Below are 20,233 nucleotides of genomic sequence, written 5' to 3'. Positions count from 1 at the left end.
TACCTGTATTCACATCCGTGGCCACCAGCAGCCACAAGAGCACAAATCAGCGGAAACACCACAGCCCAACGCCTATCTCCTCCGAATGCGCCGTCGTACACAGGGGGCCCTTCCTTCCTCGCAGCACAGTCCACCGTATGCGTGGCCGTCCCAACCGGTAGCGGTAGCCGTCCAAATTCCGCACCCCCGACACTATTGTCCGCCTCGGGACGCCAGCAAAGCCCCTATCTGTCTTGCGGTATGTCGCACCAGCAACCGCGCCATCCCCATCGCCTCGGCCGTGCTCATGGGCCTGGTGACAATCGAAAACACCGCCACGAACTGTTCCCTGAGGCGCTCGGACCAGTTCTCCGCTTGCGCTTCGCCCGAATCCGCAGCGGAACACCCGTCAGTGCCGAGCACACCGTCCGCCAACCCGCCCGACACCAGGATCGGCTTGACCCCGTACCGACGCGCCAACTGAGCCACCAAGTACGGCACCTTTCCGCGCACCGTCTGCGCGTCCGTCCGCCCTTCCCCAGTGATCACCCAGTCTGCACCAAACAGCCTTTTCTCGAGACCCACGGAGTTCGCCACCAGCGCCGCACCCGACCTCACGGTTGCCCCCAACGCCAAAAGCGCAAACCCAAGTCCGCCCGCCGCACCGGCGCCCGGCTCCGCCGCCACGCAGCGCCCCACGGCCGCTTCCAGCATTCTCGCAAAGTTGCCCAACTGCCTGTCCAGCACAGGCACCAAATCTGCAGAAACCCCTTTCTGGGGCCCGAACACCGCAGTGGCGCCCTGTGATCCACACAGCGGGTTGTCCACATCACTCGCCACCGTCAGTTCGCTCGCCCACAAGCGCGTATCCACGTTCCTCACATCCACCCGCTCGGCGCGAAACAGGCCTTCGCCTGTGTGTGACACTTCCTCTCCGGCATCATCCAACACGCGAACCCCGAGCGCCTGAAGCATGCCCAATCCTCCATCGTTGGTGGCACTCCCTCCCAGACCCAAAATGAACTTTCGATACCCCGCATCCAGCGCATGTCGAATCAGCTCGCCCACACCATACGTGGAAGTCCGCAACGGATTCCGATCCGGCTCTGGCACCAGTGTCAAACCAGCGGCCTGCGCCACCTCAATCACCACAGTTTCACCGTCGCCCAGGACTCCGTAGCTTGCCGCCCGACGTTCCAGCAACGGCCCACAAACCTCCACGCACACCGTCCTTCCCCCGGTCGCCGATACCATCGCGCCCAAGGTTCCTTCACCGCCATCGGCCATCGGAACACATGTCACATTCACGTCCGGCACCGCTTCCGCCAGCCCTTCCGCCATTGCCTCACACACCGCTTCCGCGGAAAGACTTCCTTTGAACGAATCACAGGCAATCACCACGTTCACCTGACGTCCCCCCTCCTGGTGCATGTCAAGGTCCCTCAAACCAATGTACATAAAATGTTGCTCGATTCGTCTAGCCGACAGGAACCTGCATCATCTGCAACGAATCGATGATGAGTGATATCGCTCAACGGCCTACGGAGGGATTGTGTTTTCTTCGTAGCAGAGTATGGCACGCGAATCGTAGGAGCGGTCATGGGATGTTACGACGGACGGCGCGGGTTTGTCAATCATCTTGCGGTTGACCCAGATTTCAAGGATACCATCTCGGAACGAAAATCATGGATGAACTTGAAAGCAGATTACGAGACAAGGGATGCGATAAAGTCAATCTATTGGTGTCACCTTCAAATGCCAAAGTGATCGCGTTTTATGTAAAACTCGGATACAACACCGACGAACTGATTTTCATGAAGAAATGGCTGTCTTAAATACAATATTTACTGAGAACTGAGCGTACAATGTAAAATTTTAAACCATCTCACCATTCAGCTTGTGGAACCACTATAATAAATCTACGGTATCTGAACCACGAAAGGGGACCGGCATCCTTGAGCCGATTCAGCCGACAGGAGACCAGCTGGATCTTTTACGATTGGGCCAACTCCGCCTACTCCATCATCATTACAACGGCCGTCTTCCCCCTGTACTACATTCATGGCATCCCAGGCGGGCGACAGCCCGACCCATTCGACCGCATATCTCGGCTACACCATCTCCGTCTCCACCTTCATCCTCGCCATGCTCGGACCCGTTCTGGGAACGATTGCAGATTACGAAGGATTCAAGAAGAAGTTCTTCACCGTTTTCTTTACGCTGGGGATCGCCTGCACGGCGCTGCTGGCCTTTCTGCCATCCCGCTCCTTGCTCTGGCTCCTCGCCGTCACCGTACAGCTCACGCACCATTCCAGCGACGGGGTGTTCAGTCTCATTCTTCTCTTCCTCATCGGCATCGCCGTTCTCTCGCGCGTCCCGAATCCATCCATTGCACCGACTTCGAGTGAGCCGACGGCTTCGTTGCATCCATGAGGTATCGCCATTCCATCCATCACCTCGTGCCTACTTATGATACGGTTCCCCCCGCGCAATCCGAATCCCGCGATACAACTGTTCCAGCAGAACCACTCTCGCCAGCTGATGAGGCAGCGTCAACGGTCCAAAACTCCACCGGACATCCGCGCGCTGCAGCACTTCCTTGGAGACCCCCAGAGATCCTCCCACCACAAATACCACGCGGCCGTATCCCCCCGCCATCAACGACTCAAACCGGGCGCTCCACTGTTCCGACGTCATCGCCTTCCCCTGGATATCCAGCACCACAACAGCGTCCCGATCCCGCACATGCCGCAAAATCCGCTCTCCCTCTGCGGCCAGCACGCGCTCCCGCTCCGCATCCGACGGACCATCCGGCGTCGCCTCGTCGGCCACTTCCACCAACTCCAGCTTTACATACGCGGAAAGGCGCTTGGCGTATTCCGCCAGCGCCTGTTTCCAATACCCTTCTTTCAGCCTTCCCACAGCAATCACAGCACATTGCATCCTGCTCTCAATCCCCAACTCCGTTTGGCATTCCAAACCACCCGCCACCCACGTCGTCCTCCGCCGGACTGCTCGTCGTGTTCATGGACTGCATGGCGCCGAGCTTCACCTTCACCAGCTTCTGTTCGTTGCCCCGGTACACCCGGAGCGCCACCGTCTGACCCGGCTGTTTCTCGAACAAGTAGGTGCGCAGATCCGCCATCGTCTTCACCGTATGCCCGTCAATGCCGACAATCACGTCCTGCGACTGAATGCCGGCCGCTTTCGCCGCATTCCCTGCAGATCGGACCCAGATGCCATAGTCCACCGGAACGTCCGGCCAGTACTGCTCCGGCACCGCCGACAGCGAATACCCAGAAATCCCGAGCGCCGGATGCACCGCATGACCGGTCCGCAAGATTTGATCGGCGATGTGGCGAACCTGGTTCGAAGGAATCGCAAATCCCATCCCCTCAAAACTCTGCGCCACGATTTTGCTGCTGTTGATGCCCATCACATCGCCATGTACGTTCACCAACGGACCGCCGCTGTTGCCCGGATTGATGGCAGCATCCGTCTGAATCACCGCCTGGTAGTCGAGGACCTGCTGCATCGTCGGCTCTTCCACCGGCATGATCCGCTTCTTCGCGCTCACAATCCCCGCCGTGACCGTATCGGCAAAGTCGAGTCCCATCGGCGTGCCAATCGCAATGGCCGGTTCCCCCACCTGAATCTTGTCCGAGTCCGCAAACCGAACCGGCTGGATGTCCTTCACCGCCGCCACTGGCACCTGCAACACCGCCAAATCCGTGTACGGATCCGTTCCGACCACTTTGGCCTGCACATGCTTGCCGGAACCCACCACCACTTCGACCTTGGCCGCGCCTTCCACCACGTGATTGTTCGTGACGGCGTATCCGTATGCACCGCCCTTGCTGAACAGAACGCCCGTTCCCACGCCGGTCGCCTGCAGCTTGCTGCTCTGCGAGAAGAAATCCGAAACCTGGGCGTAATTCACCACACCCATGACGGCCGGTTCCACCCGCTTCACCGCTTCTGTAATCCCGTCCGTCACGTTGACCTGCACCGCGGTCGGCCGCGCCTTGGCATTCGCATCCTGACTCTCTGCGGCCAACGGCGCGAACGTGGAGCGCGTGCCATCTGCCGCAAACACCGTGAGCGTCGCCCACGTCGCGGCACCACCCGCAGCCGCCGAAAGCATCGCCACCGCCAGCCAACGCCCCCACTGGCGTTGACGCCTCGTCCGTTCCTCTGTCGCGTGCCGATAATAGCCCATGTCGCCTCACCCTTTCCTTGCTGCCCAGCATGGGCGCCGTTCGATTGCGACATCACGGCACGCACATTTTCCCCAAAGTCGGAAAATCTATACAGAACCAATCGACCTCAACGCGGTCGCGGTATGGCGAGCGGTCCGATGCAATCGCACCTGCTCCGCGAAGGTAGCACTCATTTCCCGGAGAATGGACGTCACGGTCAGTTCCGCCAGATCCGGCTGATTGTTCTCCTCACTCAGGTGGGCCAAAAACACATCGACCTCCCGATTTTCCAACAAATCCGCCAATGCCACCGCCGAATCTTCGTTCGACAGATGCCCTTTGTCCCCGAGGATACGCCGCTTTACACTCCATGGATAGCGGCCGGCCCTCAGCATGTCCACATCGTGGTTCGCTTCCCACACGTACGTTCCACAGCCCCGAATGATGCCCTTGATGTGGTCGCTCACATAGCCCAAATCGGTGACCACCGCCAGACTGTCCTCTCCCGCGTCAAACCGATACGCCACCGGCTCCTCCGCATCGTGCGACACTGTGAACGGCGTCACTCGAATGTCGCCAATGACAAAGGATTCGTCCGCTTTTACAAAGCGTCGATCGTCCTTTGTGCAAACGTCTTCCAACTGCTTTTGAACATGGTGCCAAGTGCCTTCGGTGATATACAGCGATCCACCCGACAGCTTCATCACCTGCTTGAGTCCTCGCACATGATCCACGTGCTCATGGGTCACCAGCACCGCATCGATGGACGAGAGCGACGCACTGGCCGCCTCCGCCAAGCGTTGCTGAATCTGCTTGCCGCTGATGCCCGCGTCGAGCAGCAGCGCAGTTTCGTCACTTCGAATATACACGGAATTCCCCGAGCTGCCGCTCGCCAATACACTGAACTGCAACACCCGTAAGCCTCCTAGGACGGCGTCTCCACTTCTCCCGTGAACGCGTTGATATAAAACGTAGATTGATTGGTGATCACGCGCCAGACCGGAAACCAATAGGACGTACTCGGCAGCTGTGCCCTGCCCGCCGTTCCGTCCGCAGGCTTGTGGTAATACCCGAGCGCAATATTCAATATCTTATTATCCGACCCGTCCGCTGATTTGTCCACCGAACTGGCCAGGTTGTTCAACGCGTCCAACGCCGTGATGGTCGGTTTCCTGTCGCCGGTTTCCTCCATGGAATCCACGTACGTCTGGAGGTACCCGACCATCATTCCGTTCACGACATCCAGCCGCACCGCAGCGTCAAACACCGGAAAATCCCCGAAGCGCTCCACATACCACGCCGCGCGGTGGCCCTCGCCCACCCCGGAAACGTCCAGCGCATCCCGGCCGACATCCGCCGTATAGCGGCTGCCCTGCCACACATACTGCAGTTCACCATCCGTACCTTTGGCCCCCAGTTTGCGTCCCGCAGCGTAGCTGACTTGCCAGGTTGCGTCGTCCCGATGGAGCACGTGAACAGTACCTTCGTCGGTGCTCACCTGGTCGCCGGTGATCTCCGGTCCCGCCTGCGCCGCCGCGTCCGGAAACGCCTGCTTGGCCAACTGCGTCAGTGCCGGAACCTGCGGTATCGCCTGCAGAAAGGCCATGTCGGGGTGATCCACCGGCACGGTCGTATCCAGGCTGAACCCGTGCTCAGCCAGAAGCGTCTTCGTGTTCGCAAGCTGGTCCGCATACGATTCCACATACCCCGTCAACTCCCGGTGGCTTTCGTACACCTGCCAGCCGAGCATCGCGTCCAGCAACAGGAACATCACAATCAACCAGGTTTTCGCCAGTTCCCAGTTCATTCGTCACTCATTCCTTTGCTCACCCTGCCCGACACGGCGTCGATGGTCGCAACGACCGCGCTCCCCTGGCGAATCGTGTACACAGGCCACAACTGCGCCACCTCCGCGTCGGCGTTCACGCGCAGCGCATACCCGAACTCCACCGTCAGCGTTCGCCGCAACACGCCATCAGAATCCTTGGGATACCGCGACTCCAGCGTGCGCAGCACCGATTTGTAGTCCATCACCCGCACGGTAGATTCCATCGTTCGCTGCCCCAATCCATACAGCGGACGCTGGAACTGCTCCACATGCGTCCCCATCAGCTGCATGGAATAGACCTGGTTATCTCCCAGAATGGGCAGCCCATTCACATAGGTCCGGAACTCCAGTGTCGATACAGCGGCCGGCGAATCCTCGGGAGTCAGCACTGTTGTCGGCCGAATACCTCCGTGATTCCGCAGAAATTCCACCGCAGAGGACAGATCCGGGGCCTGCGCGGGAACCGTGTTGACGACGTTCGGATCGGCAAATGTCAACGTTTGGTTCTCCGCGTCCCACCAAACCACGCGGCTGCCGTCCGTCCACAGTGTGGTCGACAGATTTTCCTGGGCCTTCGTGAGCGCCGTCGGATTGACGAAGAACGAGTGCACGAGCGGCAGTGTCGACGGCATGCTCACAGCCACCCGAAACGTCGGCACCGAAAGCGGGGCGTTCGGCACGTAAACCTCCCCCACCGCGTCCCACGGCTGCCAGGGGGACTTCTGGACGACCTCGGTTACGTCGTGCGTGAATGACGCGGCGGACAGGTTCGTGCTGGCTTCGAAGGACCGCGCGCCTTCACAACGCACGGTCACCTCGTCCGCCCCTTTGCCGACGTACAGCACGATGCGGTCGATCCGCTCATCCCCGATATTCCCCAGCAACGACGGCAACCACGTCCGCAAGTCGCTGGTCGAAAGCAGTGCGCCAAATTCGTACGCCACCGAAACGGATGCCGGATTGCTTGCACCGGATGCCGCGCGCCAATCGGAGACGATCAACTGACCGAGCCGGCGCAGCCAGTCCGTGTACACGGTGGAATCCGGCATGCCAAGCGAATTCTGCCCCGCTGCGGTGAACGCAATCCGGTAGGGCGCCGTCACATCCTTCACCCGGGGAGATTTCACCGGATTCAACTTGACACCCTCGTTCAGTGAAACCGTGCTGGTGCCCTGCCAATCTCCGCGCCATAAGACGAAGCTCAGGCCGACGCTGATCACCACCAAAACCGCCAGCACCACGGACTTCACTCGTTCCTTAACCATCCACAGCCCCCCTGTAACGGGGAAGTCGAACCGTCACTTGCGTTCCACTCCCAGGTTCGCTGGCGATGTTCACGGTCCCGCCATGCCGTTCGGTAATCTCCCGGACCAGCGCCAGCCCGAGTCCGGTGCCGCCCATACGCCGCGACCGAGCTTTGTCCACGCGGTAAAACCGTTCAAACACGTGGGGCAAATCTTCCGCGGGGATGCCGATGCCCGTGTCGGTCACGGTCAGCACCACATCCTCGGTCTCCGCCACCACTCGCACCGCAACGCTTCCATTGTCCGGCGTATATTTGATCGCGTTGCTGAAAAGATTGTCCAGCAACCGATCCAACCAATCGACATCGCCGTACACGACCGCCTCCTCGTCGCACGCCACGGAGAGCTGCAAATTCCTGGCCAGAATTTGAATGTGAAACCGCTGCACCGCCGCCTCCACGTTCGCCGCGACCTTCACAGGCGCGGGATTGAACGCCGTGCGCCCCTGCTCCAAACCGGACAATTGCAACAAATCGTCAATCAGCCGCGCCATTCGATCCGCCTCCTGCCCAATCACCTGCAGAAATTGCGACCGAATCTCCGGGTTCTCCGCATCTTCCTGCAACACTTCGATATACGATTTGATGCTGGTCAAGGGCGTGCGCAGCTCATGCGACACATTGACCACGAAGTCGCGCCGGGACTGTTGCAAGCGCTCCTGCTCGGTCACGTCGCGAAACACGGCGACGTACCCGTCCGCCGCCCCCGACTGATGGATGGCCGTGACGTGCACGTGCAGCACATTCGATCCCAATCGCCGCAGAAACGCCCCTTCCGAGTTGCCGCGCTGCAGCCATTCTCGAATCCCGAGGGCGTCGACAACGTCCATGGCTCCACGGCCGAGCAGCGCCTCTGCCGCCCGGTTCAGAAACACCGTTTGCAACCCGGCATCCAACGCAATCACGCCATCTCCCATCCAGGTGATGACCGCGCGCAGCCGCTCCCGCTCCCGCAAATTGTCCGCCAAAGCCGCATGCAGTTTGTCCGCCAGGTGATTCACGGCCATGGACAAGTCCCCGAACTCATCGTCGCTGCGAACGCCCACGCGCCGCGTGAAATCTCCTTTGGCCATGCTTCGAGTCTGAGCGATGACATCGAGAATCGGCCGCGTCATCGACCTGGACAGAATCACGCCAATCAGGGCTGTCAACAGCAGCACCACCACGCTGCCGGTGTAAAAAATGGTGGTGATTTGGCGGACCGTGGTGTACGTCTTTTGAATCGAGGCCACGTACTCGGCCACGCCGAGGAAACTGCGCTGATTGAAAATGGGCACGGCGACGGCCAGCACGTGTTCGCCGGTGGAAGGGTCGGTGTGAATGGCGACCGACCGTTTCTGCGACACGAGCGCCTGGGTGGCCACGGAATCCACGCGCTTTTGGCCAATCAGAGCCGCACCGGAGCTGGTGTCCACCACCACACCATCCTTGTTCAGAATGTACACCACGCCGGTGAACAGCTGAGGCAGCGAATTGATGATGGACGCGTTGTCCGCCCCTGAGGACGGTGAGACCTCCGGCGCGGCCAACGTCGCAATGAACTGGGCTTGGCTTTCAGCCGCGTCGGTGGCGCTTCGCACCATTGAAATGGTCAGCGTGCGGACGAAATACGCCCCAACCAACTGCAGTGCGAACAAAATCAACAGCAGGTAGACCAGCACGAACTTGCTCCGGATACTGCGCAGAGGCCGCAGCACGGCACTACCTCCTCACAAAGTATCCAACCCCGCGCTTGGTCAGAACGTAGGTGGGATTGCTCGGATCATCCTCCAGCTTCTCGCGAAGCCTCCGCACGGTCACGTCCACCGTCCGATCATCGCCCACATAATCACTGCCCCACACCTGGGTCAGCAGGCTGTCTCGGGTGAACACCACCCCTGGACGTCCGGCGAGAAAAGCCAGCAGTTCAAACTCTCGATGCGTGAGCGGCACGGGCACGCCCCGTTTTGTCACAGTATAGGTGTTGAAATCCACCGCTAAATCGCCGATACGAATGGTTTCACGTAGTTCCGCCCGAAACTCGTCATCGGAGAACGTCCGCCGTAGATTGGCCTTCACGCGAGCCAGCAGTTCCCGCATACTGAACGGCTTCGTGACATAGTCGTCCGCTCCCAGTTCCAACCCCAACACTTTATCAATCTCTGAATTGCGCGCGGTGAGCATGATGATGGGAACCGTGCTGAATCCGCGAACTTCGCGACAAACCTCAAAGCCGTCCATTTCGGGCAGCATGACGTCGAGCAGAATGAGGTGGGGCTGCCAGGTTCTCGCCAGGCGAACCGCGCTGGTCCCGGTGGTGGCCGTCTGCACCTGGTATCCCTCTTTCTCCAACGTGAATTTTAGAATGTTCAAAATCGGTTCCTCATCTTCGACCACGAGGATGTTCACACGAATTCCCTCCTGGCTCAGGATTTCTCAATTTTCAGCGGCATGCCAACCGGCGCGCTCGTCCAAACTAGCTGTGCGACATGCAAATGAGGGGGCTTGCGACATGCGGGAGCGCACCATCTTGGCATCATTCTATTCAGGGGCGGAAGCCCAGAAGGCCGCTGACCACATCCAGGCGATGGGCGTTGAAACCGTTCAGGTGGATCAGCTTCACGCGCTGGGCGGATGGACGCCACCGGATAGGCGGTATCACCCCATCACCGGGGATGTGCCCAGCCTGTCCACGCTCACCTTGAACACGGAACCCCGCACCCGGGACGCGGGCGTGCTGCTCGCGGTCGACCCTGCCGCCAGCGGCATGTCCGACGGCCAGGGGAACATCACCGGCAGAAACTTTCTGCTCACGGTGGTGTGCCCCGAACCATTGGTGGACAAAGCGGTCGAGGTCATTCGGACCTGCAACGGCTACACTTGATACCGTACACTGCGCCGAGGCAGCGCTATGGCTGGGTCTGCACCCAGACCGGTTGCGGTGCCTCCAGAATCGCCGCGTACTTGCCCAACTGGTTGAGCAGATACGCGTAAGGATGAGTGAGCCCCTGATCGTCTGCATTCGGCGCGTATGACGCGAGGTCAAACACGGGCGGCCCAAACCACCACGGCTTCACCGTGATGTACCACTCCGCATGGACGAGGGGACCCTGTTCTGCGTACTCCGGAATATGATAGACAAAGGCGAACTTTGCCCAGAACACCAGCAGCAGCATCACTACACCGGCACAGGCCGTGCGTACCCAAAAACGGAGACTGCGCAGCGCCCGCAGCCGCCGAATCCGCCGAACGCGCGCCAGTCGCCGCTTTCGGCGGCGACGCCGCTGTCGCGCCAACATAGCTTGATGTGCGCGTCGGCTTCCGTTTGGCCGGATGCTTTCGTTCATGAATCCACGTGCGCCTTTTCCAGGTTCACAAATTTGTTATAGTTTTTCAGGAACACCAGTTCCGTTTTGCCGACCGGTCCGTTCCGCTGTTTGGCAATGATGATTTCGATGATGTTCTTTTTCTCAGATTCCGGATCGTAATAGTCGTCCCGATACAAGAACGCCACGACATCCGCATCCTGTTCGATACTACCGGACTCGCGGATGTCAGAAAGCATGGGGCGCTTGTCCTGACGCTGTTCCACGCTTCGGCTCAACTGAGCCAAGGCGACCACCGGCACCTCCAATTCGCGCGCCAGTTGCTTGAGCGAACGCGAGATTTCAGAGATCTCCTCCTGTCGACTTTCTCCTGAGCTGCGCCGGCCCCGAATCAGCTGCAAATAGTCGATGGCGACGAACGCCAGGCCAACCTCCATTTTCAAACGGCGCAGTTTGCTGCGAATTTCGGCAATGGTGATACCCGGCGAGTCATCGATATAAATGGGCGCATTGCTCAGTGTGCTCACGCCCATGGACAACTTCGGCCAATCCTCGTCGTCCAACTGACCCGTTCGCATTTTATGTCCGTCAATGTACGCCTCGGCGCAGAGCATTCGCTGCACCAATTGCTCCTTCGACATTTCCAGACTGAAAATGGCCACGGGCAAGCCGGCGCGCACCGCGATATTCTGCGATATATTTAAGACGAACGCCGTTTTCCCAACGGAGGGGCGCGCGGCGACGATAATCAGATCGGATTTCTGAAACCCGCTGGTCATCCTGTCCAGATCACTGTACCCGGTGGGAACCCCCGTCAACTGTCCTTCGCTGCCGTAGAGCTGCTCCAGGTGCTCAAATGTGCCTTCCAGAATCTCTGAAATATGCGTAAAGTCACGCGTCCGCCGATTCTGGGACAGCTCCATGATCTTGCGTTCCGCATCCGCCAACACATCCATGGCCGGCGCACCCGCGTAGCTGGAACTGGCCAATTCGGACGCGGTTTGGATAATCCTGCGAAGCGTCGCTTTCTCCCGGATAATGTTGGCGTAGTGCGGAAGATGGAGAGGGGTCGGCATCAGGGACGCCAACCCAGCGATATAATCCGGGCCGCCCGCGGCCTCCAACGATCCAGGCGTCGCCTGCAACTGCGCCGTCACCGTGATCACGTCAATGGGCTGCCCCGTCTCCGCCAACTTCTGCATGGCGGAAAACAAGACCTGATGCTCGCGCTTGTAGAAGTCTCGCGCGTCCAACAGTTCAATCGCTTCCGTCGCCGCGTCCTGGGACATGAGCATTGCACCAAGGACATGGCGCTCCGCCTCCAGATGCTGCGGCGGCAGCGCGATAGCGGAATCGGTTACGGGCACGGCCGCACCGGCAAACAGGTCTACCCCATCCATGGACTCACACCCTCTTCCCGTTCTCCCAGCGTAGTTCCGTGCATCGATGTCCCATGGAACGGTTATTCAGCGGAGACAAACACATGGATGGTCGCCGTCACTTCCGGATGCAGTTTGACATGAACCACGTGGCCCCCGAGCGATTTGATGGGCTCCGCCAGTTGAATCTTGCGCTTATCCACGTCGTAGCCGAGTTTGGCCAACGCATCCGCGATGTGCTTGGTCGTGATGGCGCCGAACAGTCGGCCGCCTTCGCCGGTCTGCGCGGTCACCGGCACACGCAGCTCGTTCATCCGGTTGGCGAGGTCCTTCGCCCGCTGCAGCTCCTCTGCCTCTCGGCGCAGTGCCGCTTCCTTCTCCGCCTGCAGCTGTTTGAGATTGGCTTCGGTTGCTTCCTGCGCGAGATTGCGCGGAAACAAATAATTGCGGGCATACCCTTCCGAAACGTTCTTGATCTCGCCTTTCTTTCCCTGTCCTTTCACATCTTCCAACAGGATGACCTTCATCGCATCTACCCCCTATCCGAAACGTTTCCTGCCATTCATGATATCTATCAGACCTGCCAATACGAAGAGATTGTTGATGACAGGCAGCGGAGAAACCATCAGAAGCAGCAAGCGAATCCACAACTGACCGGCGGGACTCGCAATTCGCGCCGCCAATCGCCAGCTCCAAGCAAGCCCTTGGACGCCCAGGAAGAACTCTGCAATCAGCGACGCATTGCTGCACGCCTGCCACCAAAACGGGGCGATATCTTGCCAAGAGAACAGTTGCAGCAATGCCGTCAACACATACACGCCCGCGACACTGGCCGGAAGCCGGAACGCAAGCAGCCATCCCGTCGCGTGGGCGCGCGGGCCGAGCAGCCACTGCCCCAGCACCAACTGGATGACTGACAACAAAAATCCCTGTATGCACAACAACGCGGGGGTCAACAGGTGGAACTGTTGCGCCATGACGGCACCAAAATCCTGGGCGTCAGCGGCCGAGACGCCCTGATCCACCAACGCCTGCACCACCGCCTGCCGCCATTCGCCGTAGATGTCCACGCCCGCGTTCTTCAAGGCGGCCAATCCGACCAACTCCAGCAGCACAATGACCAATGTGCACCAGATGAGCGCGTGGTACGGGCGTTGTCTCCATTTTAACACGTCTCCCAGGGTCCAGCCGATGAAATAGGCTGCCAATCCAATCAACAGCGCCGCCCATTGAAAGCCGCGCACGTACAGCAGAACAGCAATCAACGCTGCCATCATCGGTGGACCAACGCGAACGCCCTTCGCCGCGAATACCACCAGCGGTACGGGCAGCAATCCCACCACCGCCACCCCTACCGGCCAGGCCACCACCAGGGCGCACAAAACAATGAACAGCGCAGCGGCGAATAGGATGGACCGCTCGCCGGAATTCGGTGACGTCAATGATTTCACCTCGAATTGAGATACCTTTGTACGACGGAAAAATCCACCGTCGCATCCGCGTCATACTCGAGCCCCTGCGGCAGACCGGATGCGGCCTGACGGTCCACTCCGGCGAGATTCAGGCCGAGTTGCTGCCCCATGTAGTAGGCAATCGCCACTAACCCGCCGAGCGCCTCCGTCATTTCCCGTTCATTTCCTGTCTGGATGCCTCGAAACACATCCGAGACCTGCTGAATCAAGGCGATTTTCGCTGTCTCAATGGAACGGAGTTTGCGGGCAATCTGCTTGTGGGGATCCGTATTCGGCACAGCGATGCCCTCCTCTGATGGGGTAAAGTCAGGAAACCGACAACATGTCCATATTCCACGCGCAACAAACGATTTCCTGCCCAGGGACTTCCGCGGCTTCGCGCCCCCGGATTGCACAAGCGCCCCGGTCTGGATCATCCTTCCTTGGGAAAACACCGTCCGTCGAGCGGAGGGGAGAAGACTCGTATGGATGAATGCGTGGATTGACATCGTGCGCCCGCAGAGCATTCAAGCTCTGTCCCCAGATTCTTTATGATAAAAGGGCTGCTTCGCAGTCCATCCAGCGATGGTCTGCGGAACAGCCCTTCTCATTGTCACTCTGTGGTGTACGGCATCAGGGCAACCTGACGCGCACGCTTAATGGCAACCGTCACCTGGCGTTGATGACGTGCGCAGTTTCCGGAAATCCGTCTCGGCAAAATCTTGCCGCGGTCAGTCAGATACTTTGACAGACGATTGACATCCTTGTAATCAGCGAAATCAATCTTGTCCACGCAGAACTGACAAACCTTACGACGCTTTCCGCCACGGCCTTTGCGCGGCATGTGAATCACTCCTCGTCGTAATTTGTCTGTATCGGATTACACCTGACCGGACGAGCCCCCGCACTCAGAATGGCAAATCGTCTTCTGAAATGTCGATGGTCTGGCTGTCGTCCGCAAATGGATCATCCTCAAACCGTGGAGTACGCCTGCTTTCCCCCGGAGTGACGCGCGCTCCGCCGGAAACCGGCATCCCGCCGCCGCTGCTCCCCGCCTGATCCCCTCTATCCAAGAACCGCACCGTTTCCGCCACGACTTCCGCCACACGAACTTTCTGGCCATCGCGATTTTCGTAGGTGCGAATCTGCAACCGTCCGTCCACCGCAGCCAACCGACCCTTGTGCAGATACTGTGCACACAGTTCGGCCTGCTTTTGCCATACAACAATGTTGATGAAGTCCGTCTCGCGTTCGCCGTTTTGGTTTGGCCGAGGTCTGTCGACCGCCAAGCCGAACGACGCCACCGCCGTACCGGAATTGGTGTACCGGAGCTCAGGATCCTGGGTCAAACGGCCAATCAAAATCACCCGGTTTAGCATGCATACCCCTCCAACGAGATCTATTCGCCTAAACGCACGGTGAGATAACGAAGAACCCGGTCTTCGAGTCTCAACACGCGTTCCAGCTCGCGAGTCAGGTCCGTGTCTGCGGAGAACTGCATGAGCACGTAATAGCCTTCGCGGTTCCGATTGATCTCGTAAGCCAAGCGGCGTTTCCCCATCTCCTGAAGTTCGGTGATCTGGCCGCCGTGCTCGGTGACGAGGGCTTGGTACTTGTCCACCAATTCCTTGATTTCCTCCGCCTCGAGCTCTGGCTTCAAGATGTACATCGTTTCATACTGGCGCACGCGATTTCACCTCCTCATGGGCTGCGGCCCAATCCCTCGGATTGAGCAAGGCAGGTGTGCACGATGGAACGTGCCAAGGCTATATGTTAACACGCCCATGGCAAAACAGCAAGAAATTTATACGTTAAACCGGAAATGCATCACATCTCCGTCCTGCACCACGTAGTCCTTGCCTTCCAGCCGGAACTTCCCGGCTTCCTTCGCTGCGGTGAACGATCCCGCCGTAACCAGGTCGTCATAGGCCACCACCTCGGCCCGAATGAATCCGCGCTCGAAATCGGAGTGAATGACACCAGCGGCCTGAGGCGCCTTGGTTCCGCGACGAATGGTCCAGGCGCGGACTTCCGGTTCACCTGCCGTGAAGTAGGTGATGAGACCCAGCAGCGAATACGCCGCGCGAATCAACTTATCCAGGCCGGATTCGGCCAATCCCAGATCTGCGAGGAACGCCGCCCGGTCGTCTCCGTCCAATTCCGCAATCTCCGCTTCCAGCTGGGCACAGATCACCACCACCTCAGCCTGTTCGGCGGCCGCACGCTCGCGCACGCGGGCCAAGTGGACATTGGCCTCCGGATTCGCAACGTCGTCTTCTCCCACATTCGCCGCGTACAGCACGGGTTTGGCGGTCAACAGCGGCAAATCCCGAAGCAGTTCCCGCTCTTCATCGGAAAGATCCACGGAGCGCGCAGGCTTGCCTTCCTCAAAGGCGGCCACCAGCCGTTCCAGCGCTGCGGCCTCCACGGCGAACCGCTTGTCTCCCGACTTCATGCTCTTGCGCGTTTTTTCCAGACGCTTCTGGACCGACTCCAGGTCCGCCAGGATCAATTCCAAATCAATCGTCTCTATGTCGCGGATGGGATCCACAGAGCCGGAAACATGCGTGATGTCTCCATTTTCGAAGCACCGGACCACATGGACGATGGCGTCCACCTCACGGATGTGGCCGAGGAACTTGTTGCCAAGCCCCTCCCCCTTGCTCGCGCCCGCAACCAATCCGGCAATATCCACGAATTCAAAGGCGGTTGGGACGATGCGGCGCGGATGGACAATTTCCGCCAGCGCCTGCAACCTCGGATCCGGCACCTCAACCACGCCCACGTTCGGATCTATCGTGCAGAACGGATAATTGGCCGCCTCGGCCCCCGCCCGTGTGATAGCATTGAACAGTGTGGATTTCCCGACATTCGGCAATCCGACAATCCCTGCCTGCAATGGCATGTCAGCACCTCTTTCCAACGCGTTGCTTGCCCCATTATAGTGAAAGCGAAACACCGAAACAATGACCTTCAGCAGACTTTCATACCGTTGTGCACAGCGCATGCACCAGAACGCCGTGACACCTGCCGCTTCGGCAAAATGTCCGTATGGATACAAACGTCCATCTATGGCAAACTAAGAACAGCAAGGAGGTGTTTCATGATGCTTCGGCGTTTGCTGCGTAAATTGCGGGTGCGCAAAGTTCCGACAAAAGCCTTGGCGGCCGAAATGCTCGCGCCGAACAAGCCGTCGAGCGCTACCCTGAACTGCGCTTCCTGACCATCCGGTGAATTGTCTGAACTTATATTCGTATATCCGGGAGCCCTCGGCGGGCTCTTTTTCTCTTATCTCGCCAAACCTTCCGCGTCGACCACCGGCTCCAGACTGACCGCGCAATCGTACTGAGCGGTCTGATCCCCAAGATCCGCTGAACGAACGGAGGTGAAATGATTCACGGTGATGCCCTGCCCCCACCAGCCGGATTCCAGTTTCACCGCACGCGGATGCCCACCTTCGCGAATTTGCACGCGCACAATCAGCTCCGCGCGATCGTTGAACAACCGTGCCAAACCGCCGTGCTGTACGCCCGTTTGCTCCGCCACGGCCGGCGGTACGTCCAAACTCGGGATGTGTGGCAGGTTCGGCGCCAACCGGTGCTGCGAGTTCTCGGACACCCGCGGATGAATCGTCAACAGCGCGTACGGATGCCTGCCGCGTCCGATTTCCTGCGGCGGGATGTAGACCGCGTGCGCGCTGTGGCCTTCCGCTTGAGCCCGCGCCGAGACAAATTCAAATTTGCCGGACGGCGTTGCAAACTGACGGTCCTGCCAGGGAACGTCGGGCAGCGGCAGGCGAATCGTCCCGCGCTCCTTCAAGGTGTCCAGCGTTACCCCGTACGGTTTCAACGGTTCTAGCACGGCCTCCATCCACGCATCCAGTGGTCGGCGCATCTCCGAACCGAATCCCAGTCGATCCGCCAGTTCAGCGAAAATCCACCAGTCCGGCTTGGCCTCTCCGCGCGGCGGCAGCACCGGGTGAATGTACGTCACATACGGATGCCACATGGTGGAAAATACGAAATCCTCTTCTTCGAGCACATTGGTACAGGGCAGAAAGTAGTCGGCCAGTTCTGCCGTCTTCGTCATGAATTGATCGATGGCGACAATGCTGCGGATGGACCGATACGCCTCCACCAAACGCGCGGTGTCCGGTACCTGCACGGCTGGATTCGTCCGCGTCACAAACATCAGTTCCACGGGCGGATTGGCCGAGCGGATCTCACTCGCCTGTTGTCCGCGTGAAAACGTTCGGACATTCGCCGCACTCCGGTTCGCAATGGCCTCCTCGTTCAGAAACTCCGTCATTTGCCGGTTTGCGTACTGGACCCCGCCTCCGGGGACGCCAACGTGACCTGTGGCTGCCGCCAACGCATCGATGGCGCGGATGGCGTTGCCGCCACCGGGATACCGCTGCATACCAAGGCCCAATATCGTCGAGACGGGTTTCTGACAGCCGTAGAAAGCGGCCAGTGCATTCAACTGCGAGAGCGGAACATCGGTGCCGCTGACCACGTCGTCCAGCGACAGTTCGTCGAGATACGCCGACAATTCCGGCCATCCAATCGACCATTGTTGCACAAACGCCTCATCAACCCACCCCTGCGCCTTGCACAGTTTCAGGACGCCAAGCGCCAACAGCGCGTCCGATCCGGGCCTCGGCGCCACCACCAACTCCGCCCGCTCGCCCAACTCAATGGGCAAGGGATTGACCACCGCCAATCGGGCCCCGTCTTTCAACGCCCGCTTCAGAAACGGAATCAGATGAATGTTGGTGACACTGGCGTTCCGCCCCCAGACCACGATGCCTCTGGCGTTGCACAGGTCGTTCGGAGCATGGCTGCGCGCCTGGCCGAAATCGTAACGCTGCGCCTCAATCCCTGCATCCCAGCACAGACTGCCCACCGTCTCCGAGCAGCCACCAAGCAAATAAAAAAAGCGCTGATTCAGGTTTTTCAGTACGGTGCCAGATCCCCAGTCGTACGCGTGAAGGATAGCATGATGCCCGTGGCGGTCGAGGACTTCTCGCACAAGCCCGGCAATTTCGTCGAGCGCTTCGTCCCACGATACCGGTTGCCACTGTCCTTCCACCTTTTTCAGCGGATGCACGATTCTGTCGGGGTGATCCCGGCGGTCTTTCAACCGACTCCCCTTGTTGCAGATGAACCCCTGGGTGACGGGGTGATTCGGATCGCCCGACAGACGACGGATTGCCCCGTCCTCCACCTCCGCAAGCATGCTGCAGGCGTCCCAACAATCCAAGGGACAGGCGGTTTTAACGATCATCTGCCATTCCCCCTTCGGCGGCTTTCAGCAGTTTTCGGACAATCCGGTCAAACCGAGCGCGCGGAATCAGCACACTGTGGCCACACTTGGCGCATTTCACGCGAATATCCATGCCGAGGCGAATGACCACCCATTCGTTGGCACCGCACGCGTGCGGCTTCTTGAGCTGGACGGTGTCTCCCAAACTGTAGGAAATGGTCATGAAACCCCTCCTGTTTGCCGTCCGTCCGCGGTCTTCGGCACGGGCCCCGCCGCAGGACCGGCGGACGATTCAATCCGTATGACATGCCGCTGCAGCGGCGTCTCGATGCCCTCTCGGTCGAACGCTTCCTTGATGCGCTGGTAAGCCAATCGCTGTACGGCAGCGTGGGTCATCGGCTGGCACTCGGCGGTCACTCGGATGATGATGTCGTTTTGTTCCATCGCCTGGACACCGAGGATTTCCGCATCCCGCAGCATGTTGTCATCCTCCAGCCGGACCTGTTTCATGGTGTTGGCGATGACCTCCATCGCTCGGTTCAAATCCACATCGCGGTTGACGTGAATGTCCATCACAGCCAGGGAATTGTGCCGGGAATAGTTGGTGACCTGCTGGATCTGGCCATTCGGAATAATTTCCACTTCCCCCGTCCACGCCCGAATGCGGGTCAAACGCAGTCCGATGCTCTCCACGGTGCCTGTGAATTGATTGATTTTTACGCAATCGCCGACGCCATACTGGTCCTCGAACAAAATGAACAGCCCCGTCAGCATGTCTTTAATCAAACTCTGCGCGCCAAAGCCGACTGCGAGACCGGCGATGCCCGCGCCCGCAATCAGTGTCTCGACGTGCACGTGCAGCGACGTCAAAACCTCGACGACGAAGATGAAGTAAATGATGTAGCGCACCACGTTGTCCAACAAGGAAGTGAGGGTCATTCGTCGACGCTCGTCCAATCGCATCAACTGCGATTTCATCAAGCGGTGCACGGCCGAAACGGAAATCCGGATCGCAATGCGCGCGAGGACAAAATACACAATCAGCAGCAGAATGTGCCCCGCCGCAGAAACCAGCGGGAGATTTCGCGAGTCGGAATACCAATCCAAGTAGCTTTTCACCTACGAACCTCCTGCCTTTCCATCCTCCCATGATAGCACAGCAAACGGGGGCGAGGCAGGGTCTGTGGTGAAGCCAACGGCTAGTGCCCCTTCAGGCAACGTAGTTTGAGGAAAGTGGAGGATCAACCAGTGGAATGGAGAATATCACCAACGGTGGTGATATTCATGTGCCTGTATGTCCGTGAATTGAGCCCTGCCGAGGGTAACAGATTGGTTCGTATTGCCCGTAAGGGGTCCAATCCGGTCTCCGTGCGTAGAGCACTGGTTGTCCTGGCTTCTGCTCAACGAATGAAGGTCCCCGAAATCGCACGACTCTATCACTTGTCGGAGGAACATGTCCGCCATGTGATTCACGCATTTAACGAGAAAGGCTTTGAGGCTCTTCAACCCCGCTATGGTGGTGGA

At 59.1% G+C, this 20,233-nt stretch carries 23 protein-coding genes and 1 pseudogene; 4 read left to right on the top strand and 20 right to left on the bottom strand.

The features are described 5' to 3' along the window. Positions 1-192: 192 nt before the first annotated feature. Positions 193-1,386: a glycerate kinase gene (locus G463_RS0110675; protein ID WP_026975157.1), complete on the bottom strand. Its 1,194-nt coding sequence runs from the start codon at positions 1,384-1,386 to the stop codon at positions 193-195. Positions 1,387-1,664: 278 nt separating this feature from the next. Between G463_RS0110675 and G463_RS23585 the strand changes: the two genes are divergently transcribed. Then, positions 1,665-1,814, top strand: a complete 150-nt coding sequence (locus G463_RS23585) for a GNAT family N-acetyltransferase (RefSeq protein ID WP_245575852.1) — start codon at positions 1,665-1,667, stop codon at positions 1,812-1,814. Positions 1,815-1,934: 120 nt separating this feature from the next. Then, positions 1,935-2,307 (top strand): annotated as a pseudogene (locus tag G463_RS22325) (MFS transporter); the annotation flags it as partial. A 135-nt stretch (positions 2,308-2,442) separates the two neighbouring features. On the opposite strand, the gene rlmH reads toward G463_RS22325, so the two are convergent. The 7 genes from rlmH to G463_RS0110635 all read right to left on the bottom strand — a co-directional run bounded on the left by rlmH (position 2,443) and on the right by G463_RS0110635 (position 9,703). Further along, on the bottom strand, positions 2,443-2,910 hold the full coding sequence (gene rlmH, locus G463_RS0110665) for a 23S rRNA (pseudouridine(1915)-N(3))-methyltransferase RlmH (protein WP_425387067.1): 468 nt from the start codon (positions 2,908-2,910) through the stop codon (positions 2,443-2,445). A gap of 19 nt (positions 2,911-2,929) precedes the next feature. Next, a complete protein-coding gene (locus G463_RS19965) occupies positions 2,930-4,198 on the bottom strand; it encodes a S1C family serine protease (protein WP_051322196.1) in 1,269 nt (422 codons plus the stop codon). An 87-nt stretch (positions 4,199-4,285) separates the two neighbouring features. Continuing rightward, positions 4,286-5,092 carry an MBL fold metallo-hydrolase gene (locus G463_RS19960; protein WP_245575844.1) on the bottom strand — a complete coding sequence of 269 codons (807 nt, stop codon included), beginning with the start codon at positions 5,090-5,092 and terminating at the stop codon, positions 4,286-4,288. Between the two features lie 11 nt (positions 5,093-5,103). Next, entirely contained in the window at positions 5,104-5,985 is an 882-nt protein-coding gene (gene yycI / locus G463_RS0110650) for a two-component system regulatory protein YycI (RefSeq protein ID WP_026975154.1), read from the bottom strand. After that, positions 5,982-7,271 (bottom strand): two-component system activity regulator YycH, encoded by a 1,290-nt coding sequence (gene yycH, locus G463_RS0110645; RefSeq protein ID WP_026975153.1) that lies wholly within the window; start codon positions 7,269-7,271, stop codon positions 5,982-5,984. Before yycH ends, yycI begins: the two co-directional genes overlap by 4 nt. After that, positions 7,264-9,006: an ATP-binding protein gene (locus G463_RS0110640; protein ID WP_245575840.1), complete on the bottom strand. Its 1,743-nt coding sequence runs from the start codon at positions 9,004-9,006 to the stop codon at positions 7,264-7,266. Before G463_RS0110640 ends, yycH begins: the two co-directional genes overlap by 8 nt. A 4-nt stretch (positions 9,007-9,010) precedes the next feature. Further along, a complete protein-coding gene (locus G463_RS0110635) occupies positions 9,011-9,703 on the bottom strand; it encodes a response regulator (RefSeq protein ID WP_026975151.1) in 693 nt (230 codons plus the stop codon). Between the two features lie 97 nt (positions 9,704-9,800). Between G463_RS0110635 and G463_RS0110630 the strand changes: the two genes are divergently transcribed. Further along, the gene (locus G463_RS0110630; protein WP_026975150.1) at positions 9,801-10,172 is read left to right on the top strand and encodes a hypothetical protein; all 372 of its coding nucleotides are present in this window, start codon (positions 9,801-9,803) and stop codon (positions 10,170-10,172) included. 25 nt (positions 10,173-10,197) lie between these two features. Here the strand turns inward: G463_RS0110630 and G463_RS19955 are convergent, their stop codons facing one another. The 12 genes from G463_RS19955 to G463_RS19950 all read right to left on the bottom strand — a co-directional run bounded on the left by G463_RS19955 (position 10,198) and on the right by G463_RS19950 (position 19,828). Then, positions 10,198-10,635: a hypothetical protein gene (locus G463_RS19955; protein ID WP_051322195.1), complete on the bottom strand. Its 438-nt coding sequence runs from the start codon at positions 10,633-10,635 to the stop codon at positions 10,198-10,200. Further along, positions 10,632-12,014 (bottom strand): replicative DNA helicase, encoded by a 1,383-nt coding sequence (dnaB, locus tag G463_RS0110620; RefSeq protein WP_051322194.1) that lies wholly within the window; start codon positions 12,012-12,014, stop codon positions 10,632-10,634. The genes G463_RS19955 and dnaB overlap by 4 nt, the downstream gene beginning before the upstream one ends. A gap of 62 nt (positions 12,015-12,076) precedes the next feature. Beyond that, positions 12,077-12,520 carry a 50S ribosomal protein L9 gene (gene rplI, locus G463_RS0110615; protein ID WP_026975148.1) on the bottom strand — a complete coding sequence of 148 codons (444 nt, stop codon included), beginning with the start codon at positions 12,518-12,520 and terminating at the stop codon, positions 12,077-12,079. Between the two features lie 12 nt (positions 12,521-12,532). Continuing rightward, positions 12,533-13,435 carry a DUF2232 domain-containing protein gene (locus G463_RS0110610; RefSeq protein ID WP_026975147.1) on the bottom strand — a complete coding sequence of 301 codons (903 nt, stop codon included), beginning with the start codon at positions 13,433-13,435 and terminating at the stop codon, positions 12,533-12,535. A gap of 5 nt (positions 13,436-13,440) precedes the next feature. Then, positions 13,441-13,743 (bottom strand): MazG-like family protein, encoded by a 303-nt coding sequence (locus tag G463_RS23170; protein ID WP_026975146.1) that lies wholly within the window; start codon positions 13,741-13,743, stop codon positions 13,441-13,443. Positions 13,744-14,057: 314 nt separating this feature from the next. Then, positions 14,058-14,288, bottom strand: a complete 231-nt coding sequence (rpsR, locus tag G463_RS0110600; protein ID WP_026975145.1) for a 30S ribosomal protein S18 — start codon at positions 14,286-14,288, stop codon at positions 14,058-14,060. Between the two features lie 64 nt (positions 14,289-14,352). After that, positions 14,353-14,823 (bottom strand): single-stranded DNA-binding protein, encoded by a 471-nt coding sequence (gene ssb / locus G463_RS0110595; protein WP_026975144.1) that lies wholly within the window; start codon positions 14,821-14,823, stop codon positions 14,353-14,355. Between the two features lie 20 nt (positions 14,824-14,843). Beyond that, positions 14,844-15,131: a 30S ribosomal protein S6 gene (rpsF, locus tag G463_RS0110590; protein WP_026975143.1), complete on the bottom strand. Its 288-nt coding sequence runs from the start codon at positions 15,129-15,131 to the stop codon at positions 14,844-14,846. A 117-nt stretch (positions 15,132-15,248) separates the two neighbouring features. Continuing rightward, positions 15,249-16,349 carry a redox-regulated ATPase YchF gene (ychF, locus tag G463_RS0110585; protein ID WP_026975142.1) on the bottom strand — a complete coding sequence of 367 codons (1,101 nt, stop codon included), beginning with the start codon at positions 16,347-16,349 and terminating at the stop codon, positions 15,249-15,251. Between the two features lie 383 nt (positions 16,350-16,732). Further along, positions 16,733-18,730: a molybdopterin-dependent oxidoreductase gene (locus G463_RS0110575; protein WP_026975141.1), complete on the bottom strand. Its 1,998-nt coding sequence runs from the start codon at positions 18,728-18,730 to the stop codon at positions 16,733-16,735. After that, positions 18,720-18,932 (bottom strand): DUF951 domain-containing protein, encoded by a 213-nt coding sequence (locus G463_RS0110570; protein WP_026975140.1) that lies wholly within the window; start codon positions 18,930-18,932, stop codon positions 18,720-18,722. The genes G463_RS0110575 and G463_RS0110570 overlap by 11 nt, the downstream gene beginning before the upstream one ends. Further along, positions 18,929-19,828, bottom strand: coding sequence for a mechanosensitive ion channel family protein (locus G463_RS19950; RefSeq protein ID WP_051322193.1), 900 nt, complete (start codon positions 19,826-19,828; stop codon positions 18,929-18,931). Before G463_RS19950 ends, G463_RS0110570 begins: the two co-directional genes overlap by 4 nt. A gap of 129 nt (positions 19,829-19,957) precedes the next feature. On the opposite strand from G463_RS19950, the gene G463_RS22315 reads away from it, so the two are divergent. Continuing rightward, positions 19,958-20,233 (top strand): helix-turn-helix domain-containing protein (locus G463_RS22315; RefSeq protein WP_156900173.1); only part of this gene is annotated, 276 nt, incomplete at its 3' end.

Origin of the sequence: Alicyclobacillus contaminans DSM 17975 (genome assembly GCF_000429525.1) — a bacterium.
Taxonomy (GTDB): Bacteria; Bacillota; Bacilli; order Alicyclobacillales; family Alicyclobacillaceae; genus Alicyclobacillus_A; species Alicyclobacillus_A contaminans.
The sequence above is the reverse complement of the archived record's forward strand: the minus strand, read 5'-3'. Positions and strand labels throughout refer to the sequence as shown.

Excerpts from the sequence above, each read along its gene's own strand:
- G463_RS23585 (WP_245575852.1), top strand. The coding sequence starts at position 1,665 with ATGGATGAACTTGAAAGCAGATTACGAGACAAGGGATGCGATAAAGTC.
- G463_RS19965 (WP_051322196.1), bottom strand. The coding sequence starts at position 4,198 with ATGGGCTATTATCGGCACGCGACAGAGGAACGGACGAGGCGTCAACGC.
- yycI (WP_026975154.1), bottom strand. The coding sequence starts at position 5,985 with ATGAACTGGGAACTGGCGAAAACCTGGTTGATTGTGATGTTCCTGTTG.
- yycH (WP_026975153.1), bottom strand. The coding sequence starts at position 7,271 with ATGGTTAAGGAACGAGTGAAGTCCGTGGTGCTGGCGGTTTTGGTGGTG.
- G463_RS0110630 (WP_026975150.1), top strand. The coding sequence starts at position 9,801 with ATGCGGGAGCGCACCATCTTGGCATCATTCTATTCAGGGGCGGAAGCC.
- G463_RS19955 (WP_051322195.1), bottom strand. The coding sequence starts at position 10,635 with ATGAACGAAAGCATCCGGCCAAACGGAAGCCGACGCGCACATCAAGCT.
- dnaB (WP_051322194.1), bottom strand. The coding sequence starts at position 12,014 with ATGGATGGGGTAGACCTGTTTGCCGGTGCGGCCGTGCCCGTAACCGAT.
- rplI (WP_026975148.1), bottom strand. The coding sequence starts at position 12,520 with ATGAAGGTCATCCTGTTGGAAGATGTGAAAGGACAGGGAAAGAAAGGC.
- rpsR (WP_026975145.1), bottom strand. The coding sequence starts at position 14,288 with ATGCCGCGCAAAGGCCGTGGCGGAAAGCGTCGTAAGGTTTGTCAGTTC.
- ssb (WP_026975144.1), bottom strand. The coding sequence starts at position 14,823 with ATGCTAAACCGGGTGATTTTGATTGGCCGTTTGACCCAGGATCCTGAG.
- ychF (WP_026975142.1), bottom strand. The coding sequence starts at position 16,349 with ATGCCATTGCAGGCAGGGATTGTCGGATTGCCGAATGTCGGGAAATCC.
- G463_RS0110575 (WP_026975141.1), bottom strand. The coding sequence starts at position 18,730 with ATGATCGTTAAAACCGCCTGTCCCTTGGATTGTTGGGACGCCTGCAGC.
- G463_RS0110570 (WP_026975140.1), bottom strand. The coding sequence starts at position 18,932 with ATGACCATTTCCTACAGTTTGGGAGACACCGTCCAGCTCAAGAAGCCG.